The following is a 21,531-nucleotide window of genomic DNA, read 5'->3' on the forward strand; positions in this document are numbered from 1 at the left end:
GGCATGCTTCCCGAATCCGCCAGGACCGTGCTGGAGTCCAACGCGCTCGGCCACCTCGTGACACTCGGCCACGACGGCTCCCCGCAGGTGACGGTCGTCTGGGTCGGCCTGGACGGCGACGAGATCGTCCTGGGCCACCTGAGCGAGCACCAGAAGGTCCGCAACATCCGCAACGACGGCCGCGTCGTGCTGTCCCTCGAAACGTCCCACATCAACGAGATCGGCCTGCAGGAGTACCTCGTCATCTACGGCACCGCGCACATCACCGAGGGCGGGGCGCCGGAGCTGCTCCAGCGCCTCGCACACGTCTACCTCGGCCCGGAGGTGAAGTTCCCGCCGATGGACAACCCTCCGCCCGGCTTCGTCACGCGCATCAAGGTCGACCGCGTGACCGGCGTCGGGCCCTGGGTGTCCTAGTCCTCGTCCTCGTAGCGGGAGTGGACGGCGGGCTGGCCCGTGTAGTTCGGGCCGGCCTTGTCGTCGGCGCCCAGGTAGACGAACGGCAGCCGGGGCTGTCCATGGCCAAGGAAGCCGATGCGGCGTTTGCGGTTGTCGTAGGTGAAGCCCGCGTCGCGCAAGGCTTTGGTGAGCGTGGCGCCGAACGGTGTGCCGTCAGCGCGTCGCACCCCGGCGACGTCGAAGTTCGCCACCAACCGGCCGCCTGGCGCGAGCCACGACGCGGCGCGCACCAGCAGGCCCAGTTTGTCGCCCACGTAGTGCAATCCGTGGACGCAGGTGACGAGATCGACGGGCGCGTCGGGTTCCCAGCGGTCGACCGGCGCCACGACAAAACTCAGGCCGGGGCGTGCCGGCACGTGATGATCGACGAGGTCCACGCCGATGATCGTCGCGTCTTCGCGGGCAGCCTCAGCCAGAGCTTTGCCTGAGCCGCAACACAAATCCACCCAGCGGGTGCCTGCGGTGAGCGGGAGGTCGATGCCCAGCTCGCGGCGGTAGCTCGCCAGGCCTCGTTCGCGGTTCATCGCGCAGTTCGCGACGACCGAGGAACTCCACAGCGACTCGTCGTCGAGCAGGCTCATCGAAGCACCTTCGCCAGCCGCGCCATCCCCTCCACGATCTCCTCAGGGGTGTTGGTGGTGAAGGACATCCGGAACGTCGCATGATCCGGCTCGGTAGCGAAGAACGGCGCCCCAGGCACAAAAGCGACATCGTGCCGCAACGCCTCCTTCAGCAACACAGCGCTGTCCACATCACCAGGCAGCCGCAGCCACACGAACATGCCACCATCCGGATCACTCCACACAGTGCCGGAGGGAACTGTGCCAGGCAGCGCCGCGATCATCGCCTCGCGCCGCCGCCCGTACTCGACGCACAGCCGGGCAACGTGCGCGTCGAGGTCGTTGTGCGTCAGGTAGGCCGCCGCGGCGGCCTGGTCCACTGTGGACGTGTGGAGATCAGCGGCCTGCTTCACGATCACCAGCGTGCGGAGCAGGTCCGCGGGCGCGCGCAGCCAGCCGAGTCGCATGCCGGGCGCGCCGATCTTCGAGAAACTGTCCAGGTAGATGGTCTTCTCGCTGATCGAGGCGAGCGAGGCGACGGCCGAACCCCGGTAGCGCAGCTCGCCGTACGGATCGTCCTCGACCACCCAGAGGTCGTGCACCGCGGCGATCGAGGCGATCTCCGCTCGGCGTGCGGCGGACAGAGTGCGGCCGGTCGGGTTCGCGAACGTCGGCACCAGGTACAGCATCGACGGCTGATGAGAAGCCACGACGGCGCGCAGCGACTCGGGATCCAGGCCTTCGGCGTCGCTCGCGACGGGCACGATGCGGGCACCGGCCATCTGGAAGCATTGCAGCGCAGCCAAATACGTCGGTTCCTCGACGGCCACTACCGCGCCCGGTTCCAGCAGGGCCGTCGCCACCAGGGTCAGCGCCTGCTGCGAACCGGTCGTGATCAGGACGTCCGAGGTGGGCAGTCCGCGGCCGGTCAGGCGGGCCGACACGAGCGCGCGCAGGGCCGGGTTTCCTTCCGTGGGCGCGTATTGCAGCACTGACCGGTCCTGCAGGGCGAGGTCGTAGGCGGCGCGCAGACCTTCCAGGTCGAACAGCTCGGGGGCCGGAAGTCCGCCCGCGAACGAAATCACCTCGGGGCGCGAGGTCAGCGCGAGCAGGTCGCGCACCGGGGAGCTGGCCACGGAGAGGGTGCGGTGCATGAACGCACGTTAACCGGGACCAGGTCGTGCAGAACGCTAATTCTCACCCAGTGGCATGTATATGCCGAGTGGGCTATATTGCCCGTATGGCATCAACGTTCGCCGTGCTGGCGGATCCGAGCCGCCGGGAGATCCTCGACCTGCTGCGTGACCGCGAGCGGCCGGTCGGCTACCTCGTCGACCACCTCACGCTCACCCAGCCGACCGTCTCGAAGCACCTCAAGGTGTTGCGCGAGGCCGGTCTGGTCGAGGTGCGCACCGATGCGCAACGCCGCTGGTACCGGCTCTCCCCCGGTCCGCTGGCCGAGATCGACGCCTGGCTCGCGCCGTACCGCTCGATGTGGGAGAAGAGCCTGGACGCGCTCGAACGACGACTCGACGAGATCGGAGGGGACTGACCCGTGGACGCCGAACTGCAGATGATCGAGGGCAAGCCCGTGCTGCGCTTCGAGCGCAGGCTGCGGCACTCACCGGAGAAGGTCTGGCGGGTGGTCACGGAGCCGGCCGAGATGAAGCACTGGTTCCCGGCCGAGGTGACCATCGATGGTCGCAAGATGCGCTTCACGTTCCCGGACGACGCGCCGGTCGACGCCGACGGCGGCGACGGGGAGTTGCTCGAGTCCGACCCGCCGAAGGTGTTCGCCTTCCGGTGGCTCACCGACGTGCTGCGCTTCGAGATCCTGCCGCGCGAGGACGGCTGTCTGCTGGTGTTCACGGCCGTCGTGACCAACAAGCTCACCGTGGGCCGCGACGCTCCCGGCTGGGCCGTCTGCCTGGACGCGCTGGTCGCCCACGCCGACGGCACGACGTTCGAGCCACCGACGGAGTGGCTGCCGCGGATCGAGCACTACATCGCGAGGTTCGGCCTCGACGAGGGCACCGACGAGCCCGGCGGTGTGCGGTTCGTCCGCGACCTGGTCTGGAAACCGCTCGACGAGGTGTGGCAGCTGCTGACCGAGGGCACCGAGGACGCGGTACCGGCCCGCGCCGCGCACCCCGGCCTCACGCCGGGCAAGATCACGCGCTCCGAGGCACCGCACCTGCTGGAGTTCGAATGGCTCCAGGACGGCACGCCGAAGGGCTTGGTGCGCTGGGAGTTCACGCACGAGCGACTGCAGGGCACCACGCTCGAGCTGTTCCAGGAGAACGCACACGGACCCGAGGCCCTCGCCGCGTGGCACGTGCACCTGGAGCTCTTCTTCGCGGCGACGCAGGGCGAGATCCGCTGCCCGTGGCCGGCGGAGCGGGAGGAGGAACTGGCCAAGCGCTACGCCGAGCGCTGACCAGCAGACCCCGAGCCCGCCGGCCGGCAGGCGTCATTCGTGCTGCACGCGGTCGACGAGACACGCCCAGTCCGGCACGCACCGCCGGGTGAGCCGCTTCGACGACCTCAGCTCGTGCTCCAGCACGGCGCGGCGCCGGTCGCGCGGATCGGGGGCGAGGTCTTCGAGGCGGTCGACGTCCGCCGCGGTGAGGCGGAAGTCGACCAGCTTCGTCGAGTCGATCTTCGCGATGGTCCACCAGCACGACGCCGCCGCGTACTCGCACCCGAGCTCGCGGAACAGTTCCTCGGCGACGAGGAGGTCCCGCACGGCCTCGGCCCTGTCCCTGGTGGCGAGCAGCAGGTCGGCGCGCACCTGCCGGGACCTCGCGACCACCTCGGGGAAGTCCGCGGTGGTGATGACGTCCGTGACGAACTCCTTGCCCTCGTTGTACTTCCGCGCCGCGAGGCAGAGCCTGGCCTGGAGCACCGCCAGCCACTGATACGGCTCGGTGCCCGGCGTCAGCAGCCCCTCGGCCACCTGAGCGCGCTCGACCGCCGCCACGAGCAGAGCGCGTTCCCGCGTCATCTCGTACCGCTGCAACTGCTTCTCCGCGTGAAGCGAGGCGCACACCCCGACCTCCTCGCTCGTCGGACCGCAGATGGAGCGGAACAGCGTGGTCGCGAGGATCAGCAGATGCTCGCAGTTGCGCAGGTAGAACTCGCGGTCGTACGGCAGCGCTTCCGTTGCCATGTGGAGGAAGATCCGCGCGTGAGCACGTTGCCCGCGGGCAACCGTGTACAGGTCGCGGTACTTCTTCGCGATCTGCGTCCCCTCCTCGGCCACCGAGGCCGCCTGGCTGAACCGGTGCTCCCGCACCAGATGCCACGTCTTCCCGGAGATGAGGACCTTCGCCATCAACACCCCCTCGCCCTTCAACGGCAGCGTCGAGGACAGCGTCCGCAGGCACATCTCCGAGAGCCGCCGCACCAGCCGCACGTCGCCGTGCGCCTTGGCCACGCCCACCACCGAGTCGAACGCCCTGGCCAGCTCTAGATCTCCGTCGCCGCTCTCCACCAGCTCGTACGCGAGCCGGTAGGCCTGCTCCGACGACAGCGGATGCGCCTCCAGACCGGCCAGCACCGACCGGGTCCTGTGCACCCCTTCGCACTCCGGCTCCGCACGCATCCTGCCACCCCCGTTCCCCACCTCAAGAGCACCGAGACTGCGCACCAGTTCCTCCTCACCGTGACGGGTGCCTGGATCGAAACGGTGGATCACCAGTTGCTGAAGGACGGACGGCAACGCGTTCGCGTCGACCTCCGGCGGCACGACCGGCAGCACCGCGCACCCGTGCGCCCCGCCGTGGTGGTAGATCTTGTGCCGCACCAGCCCCGCCTCGTAGCGCACGCCTCTGCGTTCCACGAAGTCGTTGGACAGCAACGCTCTCAGGTAGTCGTCGGAGACGATGACCAGCACGGTCCGGTCCCGGACGGCTGTCTCCATCCAGGCCGGAATGGACAGTGGGTGGATGATGCTGAGGTCGCCGTCCCAGAGCACGTCGAAACCGCGCTCCCGCAACGCCTCCACCACCGCCGACGCGGCAGGACCTCCATCGCTACTGCTGTAGCTAACGAATATGGCCATCGCAGCAACCTCTCCCGTCGTGAGCCGAGCGGGGGTCGATACGATTTCTGGTGTCGTTGCACATGGTGCGCCTCCTGCAGGTGTGGTCGCGCGCCGATCCGCTGGATCGGTGCGGCGAGGACCAATCACCCGAACGGGACCTGGATGGCGGCACTCATCAGGGTTCGAACGTCATACGCTGACGGACGGCGACATCGCCTCGCCTCATGGGACTGGGGTTCGGTTGTGGTTGCCTTCGGGCGAGTGGCTGTTGGCGCAGCCACCCGCCCGGCCTTGCGAATCAGGACCCTCCTAGCTCTGCAAGTCGGCGATCGATCACGTTCCGCGTCTCGCTGGCGGGCAGAGCGAAGTCCTCCAGCTTGAAGAAGTGGTTCAGGTACTCCTTGAGTTCCGGCCCTGACGTCATCAGCTCGTCGCGAGCCGGATGTTCCAGCAGCAAAGCGAAGTCCTCCTCCCCCTCGGAGAACTCGAGGATCGAGAACGAGCCCTTCATCGCCGGGTGGACACCCGCGGAGAACGGCACGATCTGGATCTTCACGTGATCCATCGCCGCTACTTCCTTGATCCGCAGCAACTGCCTGCGGAGCACACCCTCGTTGCCGATGACGCGGTGCAGCACCGACTCATCGAGGATGATGAAGATCTCAGGACCGTCCGGGTCCAGCACCGCCTGCCGGTGCATGCGGATCTCGACACCTCGTTCGACGACCTCGTCCGGGCTCCCGTAGCTCTTGACCAGCGCGTACGCGTAGTCCGGAGTCTGCAGCAGTCCTGAGACGACGTTGAGCTGAAGCTGCCGGATGCGGATGGCGGCGGTCTCCAGTTCGACGAACTTCGCGAACTGCTCGGTGAACGAGCCCCGGTACTTCTCCATCCACGCCGACTTCGACTGCCGGATCGCCCTGGTCATCCCCACCATCTCGGCGACACGGGCGTCGTCCCGCACGCCGTAGTGGAAGAGCAGCGCCTGCACGTCGGTGACGGAGATCTTGTTCTCCCCCTTTTCAATCCTGATCAGTTTCGAAACGGACCAGTCCATCGCGTCCGCGACAGCCTGCTGACTGAGACCGAGTCCGTCCCGCGTCTGCCTCAGTTCAGCGAGCAGGCGCTTCTGCAGAACGACGGGACTTTCCTTGCGGGGCAACACCCCTCCTCCCTCAATCTGCTAGGTAGCAGAATGATAGTGGCCAATTGGAGGGGTTCCATACTGATGTCAACCAATTGGCCAGATTTCGAAGAGAGAGATAGCAGCCCGAGGCGTTGTTGATCAAACCTTTGACGCCATCCGAGTGGAGGCATCACCCGTTCGGCACACTCACGAACGAGCAAGAGCCAGGAACGCACGCCAGCCGGCTGTCGCAACGCGGAGCTGCGGACCACAGCGGTTCTTGGAGTCTCTGATCCGCACTGCTCGGCTGTCACCGGTGCACTCAACGCATGCAGCAGCTTCACTAGTGCTGTACGAGCTGCGCTTCCACCTGAGCTCCGCCGCCATCGTCGCCCTCCCGGCAAGGTCCCCGACCCGACAAGGCCACACCCGAGACTAGGTCCGGCAAGTTGATCGAGACACCGCCAGAGGTGCGCCTCCCAGTGGACAGAAAGGTGTCATATCAAGGACAAGGGCAGCAGAACTTGTTGGTATGGCATGGAATCAGAGCGTGGCGAGGCGGTCGACGCCCACTCCGCTGATCAACAACCGCTCCTTGCGGTTGCCCATCAGCCGCTGCGTCCAGTCGGTGAAACCACCGTCACCGATTTCCACGCCGTCGCGGAAAACCTTGAAGCACAAGCCCTTGTAGTAGCCGGTGTGCCGCGACGGGTCGGCGGGCAGGTCACCCCGCACCACCTCGAACCGCGGATCCAGCACGGTCACGCGGAACTCGACGTCACCGCACGCGGCACGCAGAAACTCGACGTGCTCGGCGAAGTGCTGCCGCTCGAAGGCAAGCGAGCCGCGATCCCGTCCGGCCGACACGGCAGCGAACAACGTGAAGTGCGCGAACCGCCCGGCTCCGGAGAAACGTTGTGCCCGCACGACACGTTGCACCGCAGCAAGCCGCACGTCGTCCGCACCGGTTTGCCTGCGCACGGCGGCTTCCAGAGCCAGCGCGTTGGTCGGGTCGGCCGCGACCTCGGTGCCACGCACCGTCGAGAGCACGTTGTTCTGGTCCATCTCCGCCACCGCGGAACACGTCCCGAGCGGGGCGACCGGAGCCAGCCCCAGCACGGAGAACGTCTCCGGCAACGCGGCCAGCAACCGGTCCTCCGCCGCCCGCAGAACCTCGAACGGCACGGAGGACGGCGCGACGAAGCGATCGGAACGGTACTGGCGCAACACATCCGCCCCCGACAACCCCGCCGAGCGGCGCCGCACCAATGCGAGCAGCAGCGTGGTGAGGTCGCTGCCGGACAACCGTTCGAGCCCGGTGAGCGCTTCCTCGCCGCCCACCGATCGCAGCACTCGTGACAAGGCACCCATGTGCACCATGGTCCGCGTACCGGCCAGCGGATTTCCGCGAGCGCGCCGGTAGATCACCTGGTTAGGGTCGGGCCATGACCGACGACCCGGACACCAAGGCGATCCGCGAGGGCGAGCTCTGGGGCCGGCAGGCCGGGCAACGGGCCGCGCACAGCGCGCGGATGTCCATGCCCGCCTGGCGGAAGGCGATCGAGCACACCGGTATCGGGAACGGCACCAGCGTGCTCGACCTGGCGTGTGGCAGCGGCGAGTTCTGCGCCGAGGCAACGAAAGCAGGTGCGCGGGCCACCGGGATCGACATCTCGGAGGCCATGATCGCCCTGGCCCGCGGCACCGCCCCTCAGGCCGAGTTCCGCGTGTGGCCGCTGGGGCCGTTGCCTTGGGAGGATGGCACGTTCGACGTCGTGACGGCGTTCAACGCGCTGTTCTTCGCGGCTGATCCCGAAGCGGCGTTCGCGGAGGCGGTCCGGGTCAGCCGGGACCACGTGGTGGTGTGCGACTGGCATCCCGACGACGCGAGCGACATCCTCGTCATCGCGCGGGCGATCCGGGGTCCGAGCGGGCGGCGGCGGGCGCGGACGCCCGAGCCGCACGAGAAACTCACGATCGACATTCCGGTGGAACATCCCGACGAGAACTCGATGTTGCACTCCCTCTTGAGCGCAGGCAGCATCCAGCGCCTGATCGAGAGCGAGGGCGAAGAAAATGTCGCGGAGAAGATCAGGGTGGTCACTGAACCGTTCCGAACCGCGGACGGCGGTTATCGGTTCGCCAACAGGTACCTGATGTCAATCTTCCGCAAGAACGAGATCCCCAGAAAGTGAGAATTCAGGCCGCGTCGAGGATCTCGTAGCCGGCCGAGGTCAGCGCGGCGGGGCCGGGACGGGTGCTGATCAGGCCGGCCGAGGTCAGGCGCAGTCCGGCGAACTGGTCGGCACAGCACAGGCCGTCGACGAGCAGGGCGCTTCCGGAGATCTCGCAGCGGCCGTCGGCGACTGCTCTCAGAACTGCTCGGTCGCGGTGTGTGAGCGATGAGGCGGTCATCTTCTTCTCCTTGCGGTAAAGCGTGTACTTACTAGTACGTCGAAGAAGACGGGGTTGGTTCGACATCATCGGCAGAGAATTCTGCGCGTACCCCCAGAAGACGTACGGCGCGGCCGTGCTCGAAGCGGTCCAGCACCGTCAGCGCGGCCGACGCGAGATCGTCCGCTGACGACGTCGGCGCAGGCAGCTTCATCAGCCGCACCTTCGTGAAGAACGGGACGAAGCGCACCTTCACGCCCACGCGCACGACCGGGCGGCCCTCGGCCACGACGTCCGCGGCGACCTGGTGGGCCAGCGCCACGACCTCGCGCTGGATGTCCTCCATCGAGGTGAGGTCCTGCTGGAACGTCTTCTCGTGGGAGCGTGACTTCACGACCCACGGTGTGGCACTCACGACCGTGTCGCCCGCACCGAGCGCCACCGTCCGGAAGTACGGGCCCATCCGCGGGCCGAACCGGGCGGCCAGCGCGTCCACCGAGGCCGTCGCCAGGTCCGTGACCGTCGAGAGGCCGAGCTCGGCCAGCTTGCGCTCGGTCTTCGTGCCGATGCCCCACAGCGCGGACGTCGGCCGGTGCCCCATCACCTGCACCCAGTTCTCCTGGGTCAGCTGGAACACACCGGCGGGCTTGCCGAACTCGGTCGCGATCTTGGCGCGCAGCTTGTTGTCGCCGATGCCCACAGAGCAGTGCAGGCCGGTCTTCTCGAGTACGCCGGCCTGCAACGACCGTGCCAGCTCGAACGGGTCGTCGACGGAGGCCCCGACGAACGCCTCGTCCCACCCCATCACCTCGACGACCACCGGAAACGACCGCAGCACCGCCATCACGTCCGCCGACGCCGCGTCGTACAACCCGTGATCAGCGGGCAGGAAGATCGCGTCCGGCAGCTTCTTGAACGCGGTCCGCAGCGGCATGCCGGAGTGCACGCCGAACTCGCGCGCCTCGTAGGACGCGGTGGCCACGACGGCGCGCTCGGTCGGATCGCCGTTGCCGCCCACCACCACGGGCTTGCCGCGCAACGACGGATCGCGGAGGACCTCGACGGCCGCGATGAACTGGTCGAGGTCCACGTGCAGGACCCAGTCCGCCATGCTGGTCAGTATGAAACGGTCGGCCGGAATCCTGCTCTTCAGAAGGACCCAGCAGCTGGAAGTGCTGCTCGGGCACATGGGCGGCCCGTTCTGGGCCCGCAAGGACGCCGGCGCGTGGTCCGTGCCGAAGGGCGAGTACACCGACGACGAGACGCCCGAGGACGCGGCACGGCGCGAATTCGAGGAAGAGCTCGGTCTCCCCGTCCCCCAGGGCGAGCTGATTCCCCTCGGCGAGGCCAAGGGCTCCGGCAAGGTCATCACGGTGTGGGCGCTCGAAGGCGACCTCGACCCGGAGACCGTCACGCCGGGCACGTTCGAGATGGAGTGGCCGCCCAAGTCCGGGCAGAAGAAGTCGTTCCCCGAGGTCGACCGCGTTCAGTGGTTCAGCGTGGAAGAGGCGAGCGCGAAGATCGTCTCCGCGCAGCGCCCCTTCCTCGAACGACTCACGGCCAGATAGAGCCGACCCACTCCGGGTGGTCGATGAACGGGTTGCGGTTGTGCTGGTAGCTGTCGTCGATCAGCTGGTTGCGCCGCTGCTCGAACGCGTCCGGCGGGTCCTCGGCGCTCCACTGCTTCAGCACCGAGAGCTTGCCGTGGTACGGCGACGAGCCGTTGGACGTCGAGTTGTTGAGCTCCAGGTCGATGCCGTCGCCGCTTTCGTAGCGCACCGCCATGTAGAACAACATGCGCGCGACGTCACCCTTCACGGCCGCGCGAGGCTGCCACGAGTCGGTGTCGTAGGTGTTGCCGGGAGCTTCGGGGTGCGTCAGGTTGCCGCCGTTGTCGAAGTCCAGGTTGCCGCGGACCGCGTTCACGGTCACGTCCTCGGGCCTCAGGTGGTGCAGGTCGGTGCCGGGGCCCACGGCGGTGCCGAAGCCGCCATGGGACTGAGCCCAGACGTGCTCGCGGTTCCAGTCGTCCGGGTCACCGCCGTTCAGCGACTTCGACCGTGAAGTACCGCTGTACAGCAGGATCACGTTGGAGGAGTTGTTCGGGTCCTGGTCGGTGACCTTCAACGCGTCCCAGACCTGGTCGTAGCTGAGCTTGGTCTGGGTGCGGATGATGCCGTTCAGGGCGGTCTTCAACGCCGAACCTGTCTTGTTGCAGGCCGCCGCGTAGTAGCCGGTGCAGGTCGAAGGCGGTGTTGTCGTCGTCGGCGGCGGTGTTGTGCCGGCGAACGCGAACGCCGTGGACGAGGTCAGACCGGGGTGCGAGAAGTACGCGCTCAACGAGCCCGTCACGTCGATCTGCTTGCCCAGCAACGACGGGTTGGTCTTGAGGCCCCACGACGCGCGGAACGCCGACGGGATCTGCACGTAGACCATGCTCGACGTGCTGGTCGTGGCCGCCGAGTCGGCGAGCGCCAGCGCGAAGTCGTTCGGATAGCCCGAACGTATGACGGTGTTCGTGGCCGTGGGCTGGCCGACGACGTATCCCCGGACGGTCGCCGACGACCCGTTCTGGGTCGCGATCGCCTGAGCGACGGTGAGCGGAGCTGCTGCGACAGCGGCGGTCGACCCGTACAGGCCGACCGCCGCCAACAAACCGATGACCAACGCCAGTGGATGCCACCGCGTCATGAGCACTCCCCGATCGTGTGGATGTTGTGCACACGATCGGTGTACATGGTCAACGAATGGTTAACGCCGGGTCACGGCACCAGGACGACCTTGCCCGTGGTGCGCCGGGACTCGACCAGCTCGTGCGCCTTCGCGGCGTCGGCGAGCGGCACGACGTGGTCCAGCTGCACCTTGAGCTGCGGCAACAGGGCGAGGTCCGCCGCGGAAGGCGCGACGCCGCCGAAGAGCTCGAACCGGACGCCCAGCTCGGCGGCACGCTCGGCGCTGAAGCCGGGATTGCCCGGAATGATCGACACGAGCACGCCGCCCGGCTTGAGCACCGTGGCGGAACGCTCGGCGTACTCCCCGCCGACCGCGTCGAACACGACGTCGACCGGCTCGATCTCGGTGAAGTCCTGGTGCCGGTAGTCGATCACCTCGTCGACGCCGAGGGACCGCAGGAAGTCGTGCTTGGCCGCCGACGCCGTGCCGATCACGTACGCGCCCTGCGCCTTGGCGATCTGCACCGCGACGTGCCCGACCCCGCCGGCCGCGGCGTGGACCAGCACCCGTTGTCCCGCGGTGAGTCCGCCGCGTCCGACCAGCGCCTGCCACGCCGTCAGCGCCACCAGCGGAACCGCGCCCGCCTCCTCGACGCTCAGGTGCGGCGGCCGCAGGGCCAGCTCGGAAGCCTTCGCCACGACGTACTCGGCGTAGGCGTTGCCCGCCTTCGGGAAGGCGAGCAGCCCGTAGACCGCGTCGCCGACCTCGAACTCCGCAGCGCCCTCACCGAGCTGCTCGACGGTGCCCGCCACGTCCCAGCCCAGCGTGAACGGCGGCTCGCCGAGCAGCGCGAACGCGCCGGCGCGGACGTAGGTGTCCACCGGGTTGACCCCGGCCGCACCTACCTTGACCAGCACCTCGCCGTGTCCTGGCGTCGGGCGCTCGACCTCGGCGATCTCCAGCACGGATGCGTCCCCGACGGTCTTCTGCGTAACGACTCGCATCATGATCCCCTTCGATGTTCTCGATGGGACCATCTTGCAGTTAGCGCCAACTTCTAGAAAGTAGGCACTTTGAGGTGACTAGCTCTCCCGGAGATAGAGATCGCGGAGCAGTGAGATCTCGGCGCCGTGATGGATCGCCTCCCGGTTGATGTGCAGCACCAGGTCCGCGAACGGCCAGTCCCCGAACGGCCCCTCCGCCTCGCCGCACGGCTGGGTGAGATCCGCCTTCAACGCACCTTCGTGCCACAACGCGTGGGCGTCGTCCAGCTGCTTCAACGCTTCGTCCGCGCTCACAGCGTAATTCCACGTCACGTAGTCGCACGGCGGCCCACCGAAATGCGACGCCGCACGGAGGCCGAACACGCCCACGATGAGGTGCGCCATCCGCCACGCGATCGTCGTGACCGGCGCGACCTCGGGCGGCGGGTACGCCCAGTCGATCGAGCCGTCGCGATGGACGGTCCACGCGCCCGGCACGGGCTCCCAGAAGTACTCGTCGTCGGTCAGGCCTTCCAGCCGTGGCCGCAACTGGTTCTGCCAGTGCCAGTCGAGCTGGTCTGTCAAGTGCTTGTTCCAGTCCATGCCGATGACGGTAAATCTGTTTGCGGACAACCACTGCCCTGGAAACACTCGGCGGGTGAACATCCGCACCTCACGCCCAGAGGACCTCGACCAGGTCGAGAAGCTCATCGTGGCTCGCATGGATCCCTGCGACGGGGTCGACGCCCGTCTGCTGATGACCGACCCGGACGCGGGCTACGACTGGGTCGCGGTCGCGGAGGACGGCGACCGGATCGTCTCCACCGTCACGCTGATGGACGAGACGGTGACGCTCGCCGGCCTCGACATCCCGGCGGGCCAGGTCGAACAGGTCGCCACCGACGTCGAGTACGAGGGCCGGGGTCTCGTGCGACAGCTCATGGGCTGGGCGCACGACCGCTCCAGCAGCCGCGGTCACCTGGTCCAGGTGATGATCGGCATCCCGTACTTCTACCGCCAGTTCGGCTACACCTACTCGATGCCGGTCAAGCAGACCCGGCCGTTAGTAAGCAAGCCGGAACCCGTTGCGGGACATACGATCCGCCCGGCGACCGAGGCCGACATCCCGGTGCTCGACCAGCTCCAGAACCAGGCGCAGCAGCACGCGGACCTCCGCATGGGCCACACCACGCAGTGCTGGCGCTGGCTGGTCAACCGCACCGGCAGCACCACGTGGATCGTCGAACGCGACGGCGTCCCGGTGGCGACCGGCCGCAGCACGCCGCCCGAGGAGGGCGACGTGACGCTCGGCGAGATCGCCGGTGTCGACGACGACGCCGTGAAAGCGTTGGTGCACCTCGTGAATCCGGACGCCGCGGTCGAACGGTATCCGGTGCTGGAGGAGTACCTCGCCCCGCGCTTCCTCGGCATGGAGCAGTACCAGGTGCGCATCCCGGACGTCCCGAAGCTGTTCGAGCACCTGCGCCCGGTCTTCACGAAACGCCTGCAGGGCCAGGAACCCGCCGACGTGCTGCTCGGCTTCTACCGCACGCACGTCCGCTTCCGCTGGGACGGCACGGAGATGAGCCCGTACGAGTGGGGCGGCGTCATGCTGGGGCCCGGCGACCAGGGCGGGTCGGGCATCGCCCCGGACCTGCTCGCGCCACTGCTGTTCGGCCCGCACGGGATGGACGGACTGCGCCGGATCTTCAGCGACGTCTACCCAGCTCCCGACAACAAGGACCTGGCCTTCGCCCTGTTCCCGCCGGTCACCAGCGACCTGGTGACGTTCTACCTCCCATAAGGCCGATAATAAACCGAGCGCTCGGTCTAGTATTGGGCGCATGACGACTGTGCAGGAGACCGCGGCGGTCCGGTACGGCATGTGGGTGCTGTGCCCCGTGCTGGGCGCCGCCGCGGTGTGGGGGCTCAAGCTGGCGGCCGGCTGGATCACCACGCTGAAGTGGTTCCCGTTCCAGGGCGTGTTCGAGCTGATCACGGACATCCCGGAGCCGTGGGCGACGATCGCGGCGCTCGGTGCCGGAGCGCTCATCGGATTCGTGTTCACGCTGATCTGGGCGGCCGAGATGATGTCGGTCGAGGTCTCCCACGACCAGGTCACGCTCCGCAAGGACGACAAGAGCTTCACCTTCGGGCGTAACGAGGTCGAGTCGGCGTTCGCGGACGGCAAGCAGCTCGTGCTGCTGTCGCCGAGCGGCGCCGAGCTGGCCCGCGAGACTTCAGACCTCAGCGCCGGGAAGCTCGAGGCGGCGTTCACCGGGCAGGGCTACCGGTGGCGGGACGCCGACCCGTTCGCGAACGACTACCGGATGTGGGTCGAGCACACGCCGGAGCTGCCGCCGGACGTGAACGCGCTGTTCGCGGCCCGCAAGAAGGCCTTCTCGCACCACGAGCAGGAAGAGGCCGCAGAATTGGCGCGGGAGATCCGCAAGCGCGGCGTGTTCGTGCGGGACGAGAAGAAGAGGCAGTACTACAGGTGCGAACGGTAGATCCGGTCAAGCACGCGGCGAAGAAGAGGCACATCACCGACACCGCGGCGGGCTTGTTCGCCGAGAAGGGCTTCGACCGGACGACCGTCGCGGACATCTGCAAGGCCGCCGGCATCAGCACTGGCAGCCTGTTCCACTACTTCCCCACCAAGCAGGCGATCTTCCGGGAGGTCTTCGAGCAGGACGGCCAGGACAACGCCGCCGTCTTCGCTCAGGCCCGCGAGATCGACCCGTGGGACGGCGTGCAGCTGGTGATCGATCACCTGTCGGCGCCCGCGCTGGACCGGTCCGTCGCGGGGCTGGTGATGGAGGTCGTCGCCCAGGCAGGCCGCGATCCCGAGCTGTCCGCGCTGATCACCCGCAACGAGCAGGCGCTGCGCGACGAGCTCGCCCACCTGCTGCAACGGGCCGGCGACGCCGGGCGGATCGAGCTGCCGGTGAGCGCGCTGACCGCGGCGAGCTGGGTGCAGGGCCTGGTCGACGTGCTGTTCACCCGGCTGGTCGACCCGGACTTCGACGCGGCCGAACAGGTGACCACCCTGCGGTTGATCCTTTCCCGATTCCTCGGTGCTCCCGCACCATGAGGGCATGGCTTACGACGTCGCCCGAGTCCGCGCCCACTTCCCCGCGTTGCGCGAGGGTGCCGCGCACTTCGACGGACCGGGCGGCTCGCAGGTGCCCGACGTCGTCGGCGAGGCGGTCAAAGAGGCGCTGACCTCGGCGATCGCCAACCGCGGCAGCGTCACCGCGGCCGAACGGCGGGCCGAGGAGATCGTCCAGACCGCCCGCGCCACGATGGCCGGGTTCCTGAACGCGGGCAGCATCGTGTTCGGCCGCAGCATGACCCAGCTGACCTACGACATCTCCCGCACGCTCGCGAAGAACTGGCGGCCGGGCGACGAGATCATCGTGACCAGGATCGACCACGACGCGAACATCCGGCCGTGGGTGCAGGCGGCCGAGGCGGCCAGGGCCACGGTCCGCTGGGCGCCGTTCGACAGGTCGACCGGCGAGTTCCCGACCGAGTCGGTGACGAACCTGCTGTCCGACCGCACCCGCGTCGTGGCGATCACAGCGGCGTCGAACCTGCTCGGCACCCGGCCGGACGTGGCGGCGATCGCGTCGGCGGCGCACGAGATGGCGGCGTTCGTCTACGTCGACGGCGTGCACTACACGCCGCACGTGCCGGTCGACGTCGAGGCGTTGGACGCGGACTTCTTCGTGTGCTCGCCGTACAAGTTCCTCGGCCCGCACCTCGGAGTGCTCGCGGCCGCGCCGGAGCTGCTGGAGACGTTGCGGCCGGACAAGCTGCTGCCCTCGACGAACGCCGTGCCGGAACGGTTCGAGCTCGGCACGCTGCCCTACGAGCTGCTGGCCGGCACCACGGCGGCGGTGGAGTTCATGCGCACGCTGGACGGGCTCGAGGAGTACGAGCAGGGGTTGCGGCACAAGATGGAGAACGGCCTGCGCGAGTTGGGCGTGCGGATCCACAGCAAGGCCGCCTCCCGCACGCCGACCGTCTTGTTCTCGGTGGACGGGCTGGAGCCGGCCGAGGTTTACCGCAGGCTCGGCGCCGAGGGTGTGAACGCCCCGGCCGGCCACTTCTACGCTCTCGAGTGCTCGCGGTGGCTCGGCCTCGGCGACAAGGGGGCGGTGCGGGCGGGCATCGGGCCGTACACCGACGAGTCCGATGTGGAACGTCTGCTGACGGCCGTCGCCCGCCTCAGATGAACAGGATCAGCCCGACGTAGACGAGCCCGAGGAACACGCCGACGTTGAGCTTGCGGGCCACACGTTCGCCACCGTGGTCGGCGATCAACGACCGGGCGCGCGCCCACATCAGCTTCTCGCCGGCCTCCCGGTCCGGCAGCTGCGGAGTGGTGATCACGTCGCCGGCCGGGCCGAACGCCAGCATCAGCTGGTCGCCAGAGCGCCGGACGCCGTGCAGTTGTGCCCACGGCACGCGGTAGGTCCAGACGCCCGTGTAGAGCACGACAGCGCGGTGGTCGAGGCGGAGCAACGGCTGAAACCGCGTCACCGCCGACAGCACGCACTGCACACCGACCAGGCCGAGCACGATCAGGTCCGGGTAGCTCTTCAGCGCGATCAACGCACCCGCGGCGCCGAGCAGCAGCACCACGCCCTCGGCCCGCCGCCGATCGCCCGGCCACATCGCGTGCGGCAGCTCGGCCGGCGTTGCGGCGGTGACCGCCTCACCCGGCAGGTGTGCACTGTGGACGGTGTGCCGCGGCCGCACCCGGCTGAGCGTGCTGGTCGCGACCACCTCGCCCTCGGCCAGCAGCGCGACCTGGCCGCCGTGGTGCCACTCGCCCGCGACGAGCAGCTCCGCCGGGTCGAGCTGCACGGGCGGGTCCTCCTCGCCGCGCCAGACCCGGCCGAACTGCTCGGTGTCGTGGTAGAGCGGCTCCTCGAGCCCCAGGTCGGCGATCGTGACGATCGTCGCGATGTCGTCCTTGTTGTGGCGCAACAGGATCCGGCGCGGGCCGACCGGGTGCGCCTGCAGCCGGACGGCCTTGACCGGCCCCGTCCACAACGAGCGGCGGCGCCGTTCCCGCGCGGCCAGCATGATCGCGAGGAACACCGCGGCACCGCCGAGCGTCAGCCACCACGTGACGTCCTCGGGTTCGTTGGCCATCCGCACCCACGTGCCGTCCGCGAGCACCGGCACCGTGTCGCCGACCTGGTAGGTCTCCGGCGCGAGCGGCTCGAACGCGGTGCGGTGCCGGTCCGGCAGCTCGACCCACACCTGGTAGGTGTCCTTGATCTCCACGACCTCGGCGTCCACGCGGCTGGCCTTCGCGATGTGCTGCTCGAGCTCGTCGTTGCTCAGGCCGTACTGCACGAACGTCAGAAAGCCGAACACCACGAGCAACACGGCGACGATGCGCAGAACTCCGCGCGGTGGCGGCATGTCCGGCAACGTGACCAGCGTGGTGCCCGCCGCGGTGTGCTGGTCCGCACGGGACCTGACTGTCCACGCCGCTACTACCGCACACGCACCCGCGTGCAGGCCGAACGCGACGTTGGCCGCTGCCGAGCCGTCGAGCACGAGGTCCAGCGCTCCGAACACCACACCCATCGCGCACCCGGTGAGCACACGGCCGAACAACAACAGCAGCGGCGTGGCCAGCAACGGAACGACAGCCAGCGAGAACAGCGGATCCGGCAAGCACGGCTGAGCAGCGGTGCACGGCACGTCGTTCGCCGTGGCGGCGAAGTAGAAGGCGACGATCCAGCCACCGACGAGTCCGACCTTGGTCACCCACCACGGAACCGCGGCCGCTTGCCAGCGCTGCACGTCCATGGGGCGGATCATGACACGTTCATTGCTCCGAACGGCGCGGTTCGCCACTAACGAAACGGGTATCCGCAGGTCACGACACAGGAGGTGGACACATGCTGGCCATCATCGCCGCAGTTTCGTTCGGCCTCGCCCTGATCCTCGACCTGGCAAAGGTCGCTCTGGGTGAAGTGATCACCGTCAACACGCTCGTGGTGCTCGGTTTGCTGCTGCTCGCGCTGCACCTGGCGGGCGTCGGCACCGGTACCCGTTCGTTCAGCTGGCGCCGTGCCCGGAGGTAGGACCGTCGACCGCCCCACCAAGTTGCCGAAGCGCGCTTGGTGGGGCGTTCTCAAACGGACAGTCAAAGAGTTCAACGACGACAACCTGACGGACTGGGCGGCAGCGCTCACCTACTACGCGGTGCTGTCGTTGTTCCCCGGACTGATCGTGCTGACATCCGCGCTCGCGCTGCTCGGCGAATCGACCACTCAGGAGCTGCTGAAGTACATCGACCAGGTCGCGCCCGGTCAGGCCGCGGAACTGGTGCGGTCGTCGATCGAGGAGCTCCAGCGCGGCCAGAGTGCCGCCGGGCTGCTCGGGATCATCGGGCTCGTGACCGCGTTCTGGACCGCGTCGGGCTATCTGGGCGCGTTCATCCGGGCGTGCAACGCGATCTACGACGTCAAAGAGGACCGGCCGTTCTGGAAGACCGTGCCGCTGCAACTGGGCCTGACGCTCGGCTCGGTGGTGCTGGTGGCGCTGACTTTGGGCGCGTTGGTGCTGACCGGCGGCATCGCGGACACGGTCGGCAACGCCGTCGGGCTCGGCGACACCGTCGTGACGGTGTGGGACATCGCGAAGTGGCCGGTGATCGTGCTGCTGGTGAGCCTGGCGTTCGCGGTGCTGTACTGGTCCTCGCCGAACGTGCGGCAGCCCGGATTCCGCTGGATCACGCCGGGCAGTGTGCTGGCGATCGTGCTGTGGGGCATCGCGACCGCGGGCTTCACGGTGTACCTGGCGAACTTCGCGTCCTACAACAAGACCTACGGCTCGCTCGGTGGCGTGATCGCGTTCCTGGTGTGGCTGTGGATCTCGAACATCGCGGTGCTGCTGGGCGCCGAGTTCGACGCGGAGCTGCGCCGGTTCAGCCCAGCCGCGTGATCTCCCCAGGTAACTCGTCCTCGGTCGCCGTCCAGATCCCGTCCGGCCCCGGTTCGATGCGCTCGCTCGTGCGGCCACCGGGCACGAGCACCCACAGCTGGTCCTTCTTGGACAGCCACACCACGCCGATGCCGTCGGCCCGGTAGCTGGTGGCGTACTCGTACGACTTCTGGAAGACGTCACCGCCGTTGCGGTCGGTGACCCGCACGGCGCTCGTTCCCTCGGCGTGAGCGACGAACTTCCCGCTCGGCGACGACTTGGGCGCGCCCGGCTGGGCGAAGCGGTCCTCGCGCTCGCCGCCGCAGCCGGCGAGCACCAGCACCAGGGTCATCACCGCTGCCAAGGCGCGCAGGACCTGATGTGTGTTGCCGTGCCTCATGCGCCAAAGGTAGCGAGGGTGATCGTCCGGGCGGGGCCGTTGCTTAGTACGTTTACGAGTCTGTGGCCAGACCGTGTCAGGACCAGTCGTCCGCGTCGCGTGGCATCGGCACCCGGAACAGGCAACCGACACACGGCATTCCGGACGGCTGGGCGAGCAGTTCCGCCTCACCGCGGTGGATGAGTTCGCCGCAATACGCCGTGAGCGCGAGTGGCGTGCGGTCGTCGTCGGGCATAGGTACGAGGTGGCACGTGCGTTGTGTCTCGCCAACAACACCTGCACGCTTGCGGACCAGCAATACAGGCATGCGCGATTCCATTCGTTGTTGAATGCTCATGCCTTCACCTCGGCGTCGTCCACCACACACACGACGGCGTGCGTGGTCGCGTAGAACTCGAGCCGGTGCGGGCCCGAGTTCCGCTGTGCCACTGCCGCGCAGAACCTTTCGGCGTTGACCTGGTCCGAGCGCGGCGTTCGTTCGGCTAGGTCGATCACGCTTAGATCGTGCGTTGTCCAGCGGACAATTGGGAGGGACAAATACCAATTGCGGGTCGCATATGCGGAACGTGCATACGCCGCTCAACGCAGCTGAGTGACCTCGGCGGTGAGTTCGGCGATGGCGGGCGCCTCGTGCCACGGGCCGAGCTTCTCCAGCTCGGTCACGATGAGCTGCGACCCGGTCGAGCGGGCGAGGTCCAGCGCCACGAACCCGAGCTGGACGGCCTGGTCGACGTCACCGCTGGAGGCGTGCGCGTAGGCGAGCCGGGCGGTGTGCACGCCCTGCTCCCACTGACAGACGCCGCCCCACCTGGGCATGATCTCCGCGTAGGTGTCGATGGCCTGCTTGTGGTCGGCCAGGTCGATCAGGCTCGAAGCCCGCTGCAGCTGCACGTGCTGCTCGGTGAAGCAGTAGCCGATGGAGTACTCGTCGGACTCCCGTCGTTCCGCGCTCTGCACCAGTGCACGCGCGAGGTCGAACCGGGGCATGCTGGACTCCAGCCCGGCACGGGCGAGACCGCGGGCCTCCTGCCGCAACGCCATCGCGCGGACGACGTGGCTGCACCCGGTCTCCCGCTGGGCGGCGCGCGCCAGGCCGATCACCCGGTCGTCGTCGCCGTCGACCTCCGCGAGCTGGCTCATCCGCACGTAGCAGTACGCGACGACGTCCCGGTCGTCCGCGGCCTGCCCCTGCTCCAGCGCCCGCGACGTCCACGCGGCCGCGTTCCGCAGGTCGCCGATCTCCTCGTACAGCCAGCCGTAGAACTCCGCGTACATCGCGCCGGTGCCGAGCAACCGCCGACGGACGTCGCCACGCGCGTTGCGACGCAGTGCGTCGATGAAGTCGTACATGCTGCGAACGGCGGGCATCAACGCACCGGTGCCGCGCCAGTTGTGCGCGTCGTTGATGATCCGGCGCAGCACGAGCAGCTGGCTCACCGCGTCCTTGGCCAGCACGCCGTCGTTGCCACCGTGGCCCGCGCCGAAGACCGCGGAGACGCACAACGCCATCAGCGCCTTGCCCTCGATGCCCACGACCAGGTCTTTCGCCACGCCTTCGAGCCCGGCGAACTCCGGCACACCGCCCGCGAGACGGCGCGCCTCGCCCGAGCGGATCGGCACCGTGCGGTCGACCAGGCCGAGCAGGTGGGCGGGGATGCCGAGCAGCCGCTGCAGGGTTCTGAGCACGCGCATGTCGTAGGCGATGTTGCTGCCCGCTTCCAGGCGGGAGATCGCCGACTGGGAGAAGCCGGCCAGCGTGCCGAGCTCGTCCTGCCGCAGTCCGTGCGCCTTGCGCGCGACCGCGACGACGGCGCCGGGCGACTCCGCGGCGACCGCGTCCTGCACCTCCCGCGACTCCCAGAGGGCAGGCGGCAACAACGGCAACGGCCCGTCTGGGACGACGACGGCGTTTCCAGCCGGTGTGCTCAACCTCAACG

General features: G+C 68.3%; 27 protein-coding genes. 11 read left to right on the forward strand and 16 right to left on the reverse strand.

The features are described from left to right. The first annotated feature begins 3 nt into the window (after positions 1-3). Positions 4-417, forward strand: a complete 414-nt coding sequence (locus tag ACIA8G_RS43510; protein WP_396424701.1) for a PPOX class F420-dependent oxidoreductase — start codon at positions 4-6, stop codon at positions 415-417. Here ACIA8G_RS43510 and ACIA8G_RS43515 read toward each other — a convergent pair. Both ACIA8G_RS43515 and ACIA8G_RS43520 read right to left on the reverse strand, forming a co-directional pair. Continuing rightward, positions 414-1,040, reverse strand: a complete 627-nt coding sequence (locus tag ACIA8G_RS43515; RefSeq protein ID WP_396424702.1) for a class I SAM-dependent methyltransferase — start codon at positions 1,038-1,040, stop codon at positions 414-416. The two genes, ACIA8G_RS43510 and ACIA8G_RS43515, sit on opposite strands and share 4 nt — an antisense overlap. Continuing rightward, entirely contained in the window at positions 1,037-2,173 is a 1,137-nt protein-coding gene (locus ACIA8G_RS43520) for a PLP-dependent aminotransferase family protein (RefSeq protein WP_396424703.1), read from the reverse strand. Before ACIA8G_RS43520 ends, ACIA8G_RS43515 begins: the two co-directional genes overlap by 4 nt. Positions 2,174-2,259: 86 nt before the next feature. Here ACIA8G_RS43520 and ACIA8G_RS43525 point away from each other — a divergent pair, with 86 nt between their 5' ends. Both ACIA8G_RS43525 and ACIA8G_RS43530 read left to right on the forward strand, forming a co-directional pair. After that, a complete protein-coding gene (locus ACIA8G_RS43525; RefSeq protein WP_396424704.1) occupies positions 2,260-2,571 on the forward strand; it encodes an ArsR/SmtB family transcription factor in 312 nt (103 codons plus the stop codon). Positions 2,572-2,574: 3 nt separating this feature from the next. Beyond that, entirely contained in the window at positions 2,575-3,456 is an 882-nt protein-coding gene (locus ACIA8G_RS43530; protein ID WP_396424705.1) for an SRPBCC domain-containing protein, read from the forward strand. 33 nt (positions 3,457-3,489) lie between these two features. Here the strand turns inward: ACIA8G_RS43530 and ACIA8G_RS43535 are convergent, their stop codons facing one another. The 4 genes from ACIA8G_RS43535 to ACIA8G_RS43550 form a co-directional block, all read right to left on the reverse strand. Beyond that, a complete protein-coding gene (locus tag ACIA8G_RS43535; RefSeq protein ID WP_396424706.1) occupies positions 3,490-5,082 on the reverse strand; it encodes a toll/interleukin-1 receptor domain-containing protein in 1,593 nt (530 codons plus the stop codon). Between the two features lie 280 nt (positions 5,083-5,362). Continuing rightward, on the reverse strand, positions 5,363-6,226 hold the full coding sequence (locus ACIA8G_RS43540) for a helix-turn-helix domain-containing protein (protein ID WP_396424707.1): 864 nt from the start codon (positions 6,224-6,226) through the stop codon (positions 5,363-5,365). A 171-nt stretch (positions 6,227-6,397) separates the two neighbouring features. Beyond that, positions 6,398-6,577: a DUF397 domain-containing protein gene (locus tag ACIA8G_RS43545; protein WP_396424708.1), complete on the reverse strand. Its 180-nt coding sequence runs from the start codon at positions 6,575-6,577 to the stop codon at positions 6,398-6,400. Positions 6,578-6,733: 156 nt separating this feature from the next. Beyond that, positions 6,734-7,561, reverse strand: a complete 828-nt coding sequence (locus ACIA8G_RS43550; RefSeq protein ID WP_396424709.1) for a hypothetical protein — start codon at positions 7,559-7,561, stop codon at positions 6,734-6,736. Between the two features lie 74 nt (positions 7,562-7,635). Between ACIA8G_RS43550 and ACIA8G_RS43555 the strand changes: the two genes are divergently transcribed. Then, entirely contained in the window at positions 7,636-8,385 is a 750-nt protein-coding gene (locus tag ACIA8G_RS43555; RefSeq protein ID WP_396424710.1) for a class I SAM-dependent methyltransferase, read from the forward strand. A 4-nt stretch (positions 8,386-8,389) separates the two neighbouring features. Here the strand turns inward: ACIA8G_RS43555 and ACIA8G_RS43560 are convergent, their stop codons facing one another. Both ACIA8G_RS43560 and ACIA8G_RS43565 read right to left on the reverse strand, forming a co-directional pair. Then, the gene (locus ACIA8G_RS43560) at positions 8,390-8,605 is read right to left on the reverse strand and encodes a hypothetical protein (protein WP_396424711.1); all 216 of its coding nucleotides are present in this window, start codon (positions 8,603-8,605) and stop codon (positions 8,390-8,392) included. 31 nt (positions 8,606-8,636) lie between these two features. Continuing rightward, a complete protein-coding gene (locus tag ACIA8G_RS43565) occupies positions 8,637-9,695 on the reverse strand; it encodes a DNA polymerase IV (protein WP_396424712.1) in 1,059 nt (352 codons plus the stop codon). A 10-nt stretch (positions 9,696-9,705) separates the two neighbouring features. On the opposite strand from ACIA8G_RS43565, the gene ACIA8G_RS43570 reads away from it, so the two are divergent. Next, positions 9,706-10,152 carry an NUDIX domain-containing protein gene (locus ACIA8G_RS43570; protein WP_396424713.1) on the forward strand — a complete coding sequence of 149 codons (447 nt, stop codon included), beginning with the start codon at positions 9,706-9,708 and terminating at the stop codon, positions 10,150-10,152. Here the strand turns inward: ACIA8G_RS43570 and ACIA8G_RS43575 are convergent. The 3 genes from ACIA8G_RS43575 to ACIA8G_RS43585 form a co-directional block, all read right to left on the reverse strand. Next, positions 10,139-11,275 (reverse strand): endonuclease, encoded by a 1,137-nt coding sequence (locus ACIA8G_RS43575; RefSeq protein WP_396424714.1) that lies wholly within the window; start codon positions 11,273-11,275, stop codon positions 10,139-10,141. The two genes, ACIA8G_RS43570 and ACIA8G_RS43575, sit on opposite strands and share 14 nt — an antisense overlap. 71 nt (positions 11,276-11,346) lie before the next feature. Continuing rightward, positions 11,347-12,264: an NADP-dependent oxidoreductase gene (locus ACIA8G_RS43580; protein ID WP_396424715.1), complete on the reverse strand. Its 918-nt coding sequence runs from the start codon at positions 12,262-12,264 to the stop codon at positions 11,347-11,349. 75 nt (positions 12,265-12,339) lie between these two features. Next, the gene (locus ACIA8G_RS43585) at positions 12,340-12,843 is read right to left on the reverse strand and encodes a DinB family protein (protein ID WP_396424716.1); all 504 of its coding nucleotides are present in this window, start codon (positions 12,841-12,843) and stop codon (positions 12,340-12,342) included. A gap of 55 nt (positions 12,844-12,898) precedes the next feature. Here ACIA8G_RS43585 and ACIA8G_RS43590 point away from each other — a divergent pair, with 55 nt between their 5' ends. Genes ACIA8G_RS43590 through ACIA8G_RS43605 form a run of 4 tightly spaced genes read left to right on the forward strand, consistent with a single transcriptional unit; the run spans position 12,899 to position 16,481 of the window. After that, a complete protein-coding gene (locus tag ACIA8G_RS43590) occupies positions 12,899-14,044 on the forward strand; it encodes a GNAT family N-acetyltransferase (RefSeq protein WP_396424717.1) in 1,146 nt (381 codons plus the stop codon). Between the two features lie 40 nt (positions 14,045-14,084). Beyond that, positions 14,085-14,750, forward strand: coding sequence for a hypothetical protein (locus ACIA8G_RS43595; protein ID WP_396424718.1), 666 nt, complete (start codon positions 14,085-14,087; stop codon positions 14,748-14,750). Further along, positions 14,738-15,334 (forward strand): TetR/AcrR family transcriptional regulator, encoded by a 597-nt coding sequence (locus ACIA8G_RS43600; protein WP_396424719.1) that lies wholly within the window; start codon positions 14,738-14,740, stop codon positions 15,332-15,334. Before ACIA8G_RS43595 ends, ACIA8G_RS43600 begins: the two co-directional genes overlap by 13 nt. A gap of 4 nt (positions 15,335-15,338) precedes the next feature. Beyond that, entirely contained in the window at positions 15,339-16,481 is a 1,143-nt protein-coding gene (locus ACIA8G_RS43605) for a cysteine desulfurase-like protein (protein WP_396424720.1), read from the forward strand. On the opposite strand, the gene ACIA8G_RS43610 is transcribed toward ACIA8G_RS43605, so the two are convergent. After that, the gene (locus ACIA8G_RS43610) at positions 16,474-18,075 is read right to left on the reverse strand and encodes a hypothetical protein (protein WP_396424722.1); all 1,602 of its coding nucleotides are present in this window, start codon (positions 18,073-18,075) and stop codon (positions 16,474-16,476) included. The genes ACIA8G_RS43605 and ACIA8G_RS43610 overlap by 8 nt on opposite strands. A 92-nt stretch (positions 18,076-18,167) precedes the next feature. Between ACIA8G_RS43610 and ACIA8G_RS43615 the strand changes: the two genes are divergently transcribed. Both ACIA8G_RS43615 and ACIA8G_RS43620 read left to right on the forward strand, forming a co-directional pair. Then, the gene (locus ACIA8G_RS43615) at positions 18,168-18,353 is read left to right on the forward strand and encodes a hypothetical protein (protein ID WP_396424723.1); all 186 of its coding nucleotides are present in this window, start codon (positions 18,168-18,170) and stop codon (positions 18,351-18,353) included. Further along, complete coding sequence (locus tag ACIA8G_RS43620) at positions 18,340-19,215, forward strand: YihY/virulence factor BrkB family protein (RefSeq protein ID WP_396424724.1); 876 nt, start codon at positions 18,340-18,342, stop codon at positions 19,213-19,215. The genes ACIA8G_RS43615 and ACIA8G_RS43620 overlap by 14 nt, the downstream gene beginning before the upstream one ends. Here ACIA8G_RS43620 and ACIA8G_RS43625 read toward each other — a convergent pair. From ACIA8G_RS43625 to ACIA8G_RS43640, 4 genes are all read right to left on the reverse strand, one after another. Continuing rightward, positions 19,199-19,594 (reverse strand): hypothetical protein, encoded by a 396-nt coding sequence (locus ACIA8G_RS43625; RefSeq protein WP_396424725.1) that lies wholly within the window; start codon positions 19,592-19,594, stop codon positions 19,199-19,201. The genes ACIA8G_RS43620 and ACIA8G_RS43625 overlap by 17 nt on opposite strands. A 76-nt stretch (positions 19,595-19,670) precedes the next feature. Next, positions 19,671-19,829 carry a hypothetical protein gene (locus ACIA8G_RS43630; protein WP_396424726.1) on the reverse strand — a complete coding sequence of 53 codons (159 nt, stop codon included), beginning with the start codon at positions 19,827-19,829 and terminating at the stop codon, positions 19,671-19,673. 98 nt (positions 19,830-19,927) lie between these two features. After that, the gene (locus ACIA8G_RS43635) at positions 19,928-20,089 is read right to left on the reverse strand and encodes a hypothetical protein (protein WP_396424727.1); all 162 of its coding nucleotides are present in this window, start codon (positions 20,087-20,089) and stop codon (positions 19,928-19,930) included. An 84-nt stretch (positions 20,090-20,173) separates the two neighbouring features. Next, positions 20,174-21,523, reverse strand: coding sequence for a helix-turn-helix domain-containing protein (locus ACIA8G_RS43640; RefSeq protein ID WP_396424728.1), 1,350 nt, complete (start codon positions 21,521-21,523; stop codon positions 20,174-20,176). Between the last annotated feature and the right edge of the window lie 8 nt (positions 21,524-21,531).

This window comes from Lentzea sp. NPDC051213 (assembly GCF_044455585.1).
Classification (GTDB): Bacteria; Actinomycetota; Actinomycetes; order Mycobacteriales; family Pseudonocardiaceae; genus Lentzea.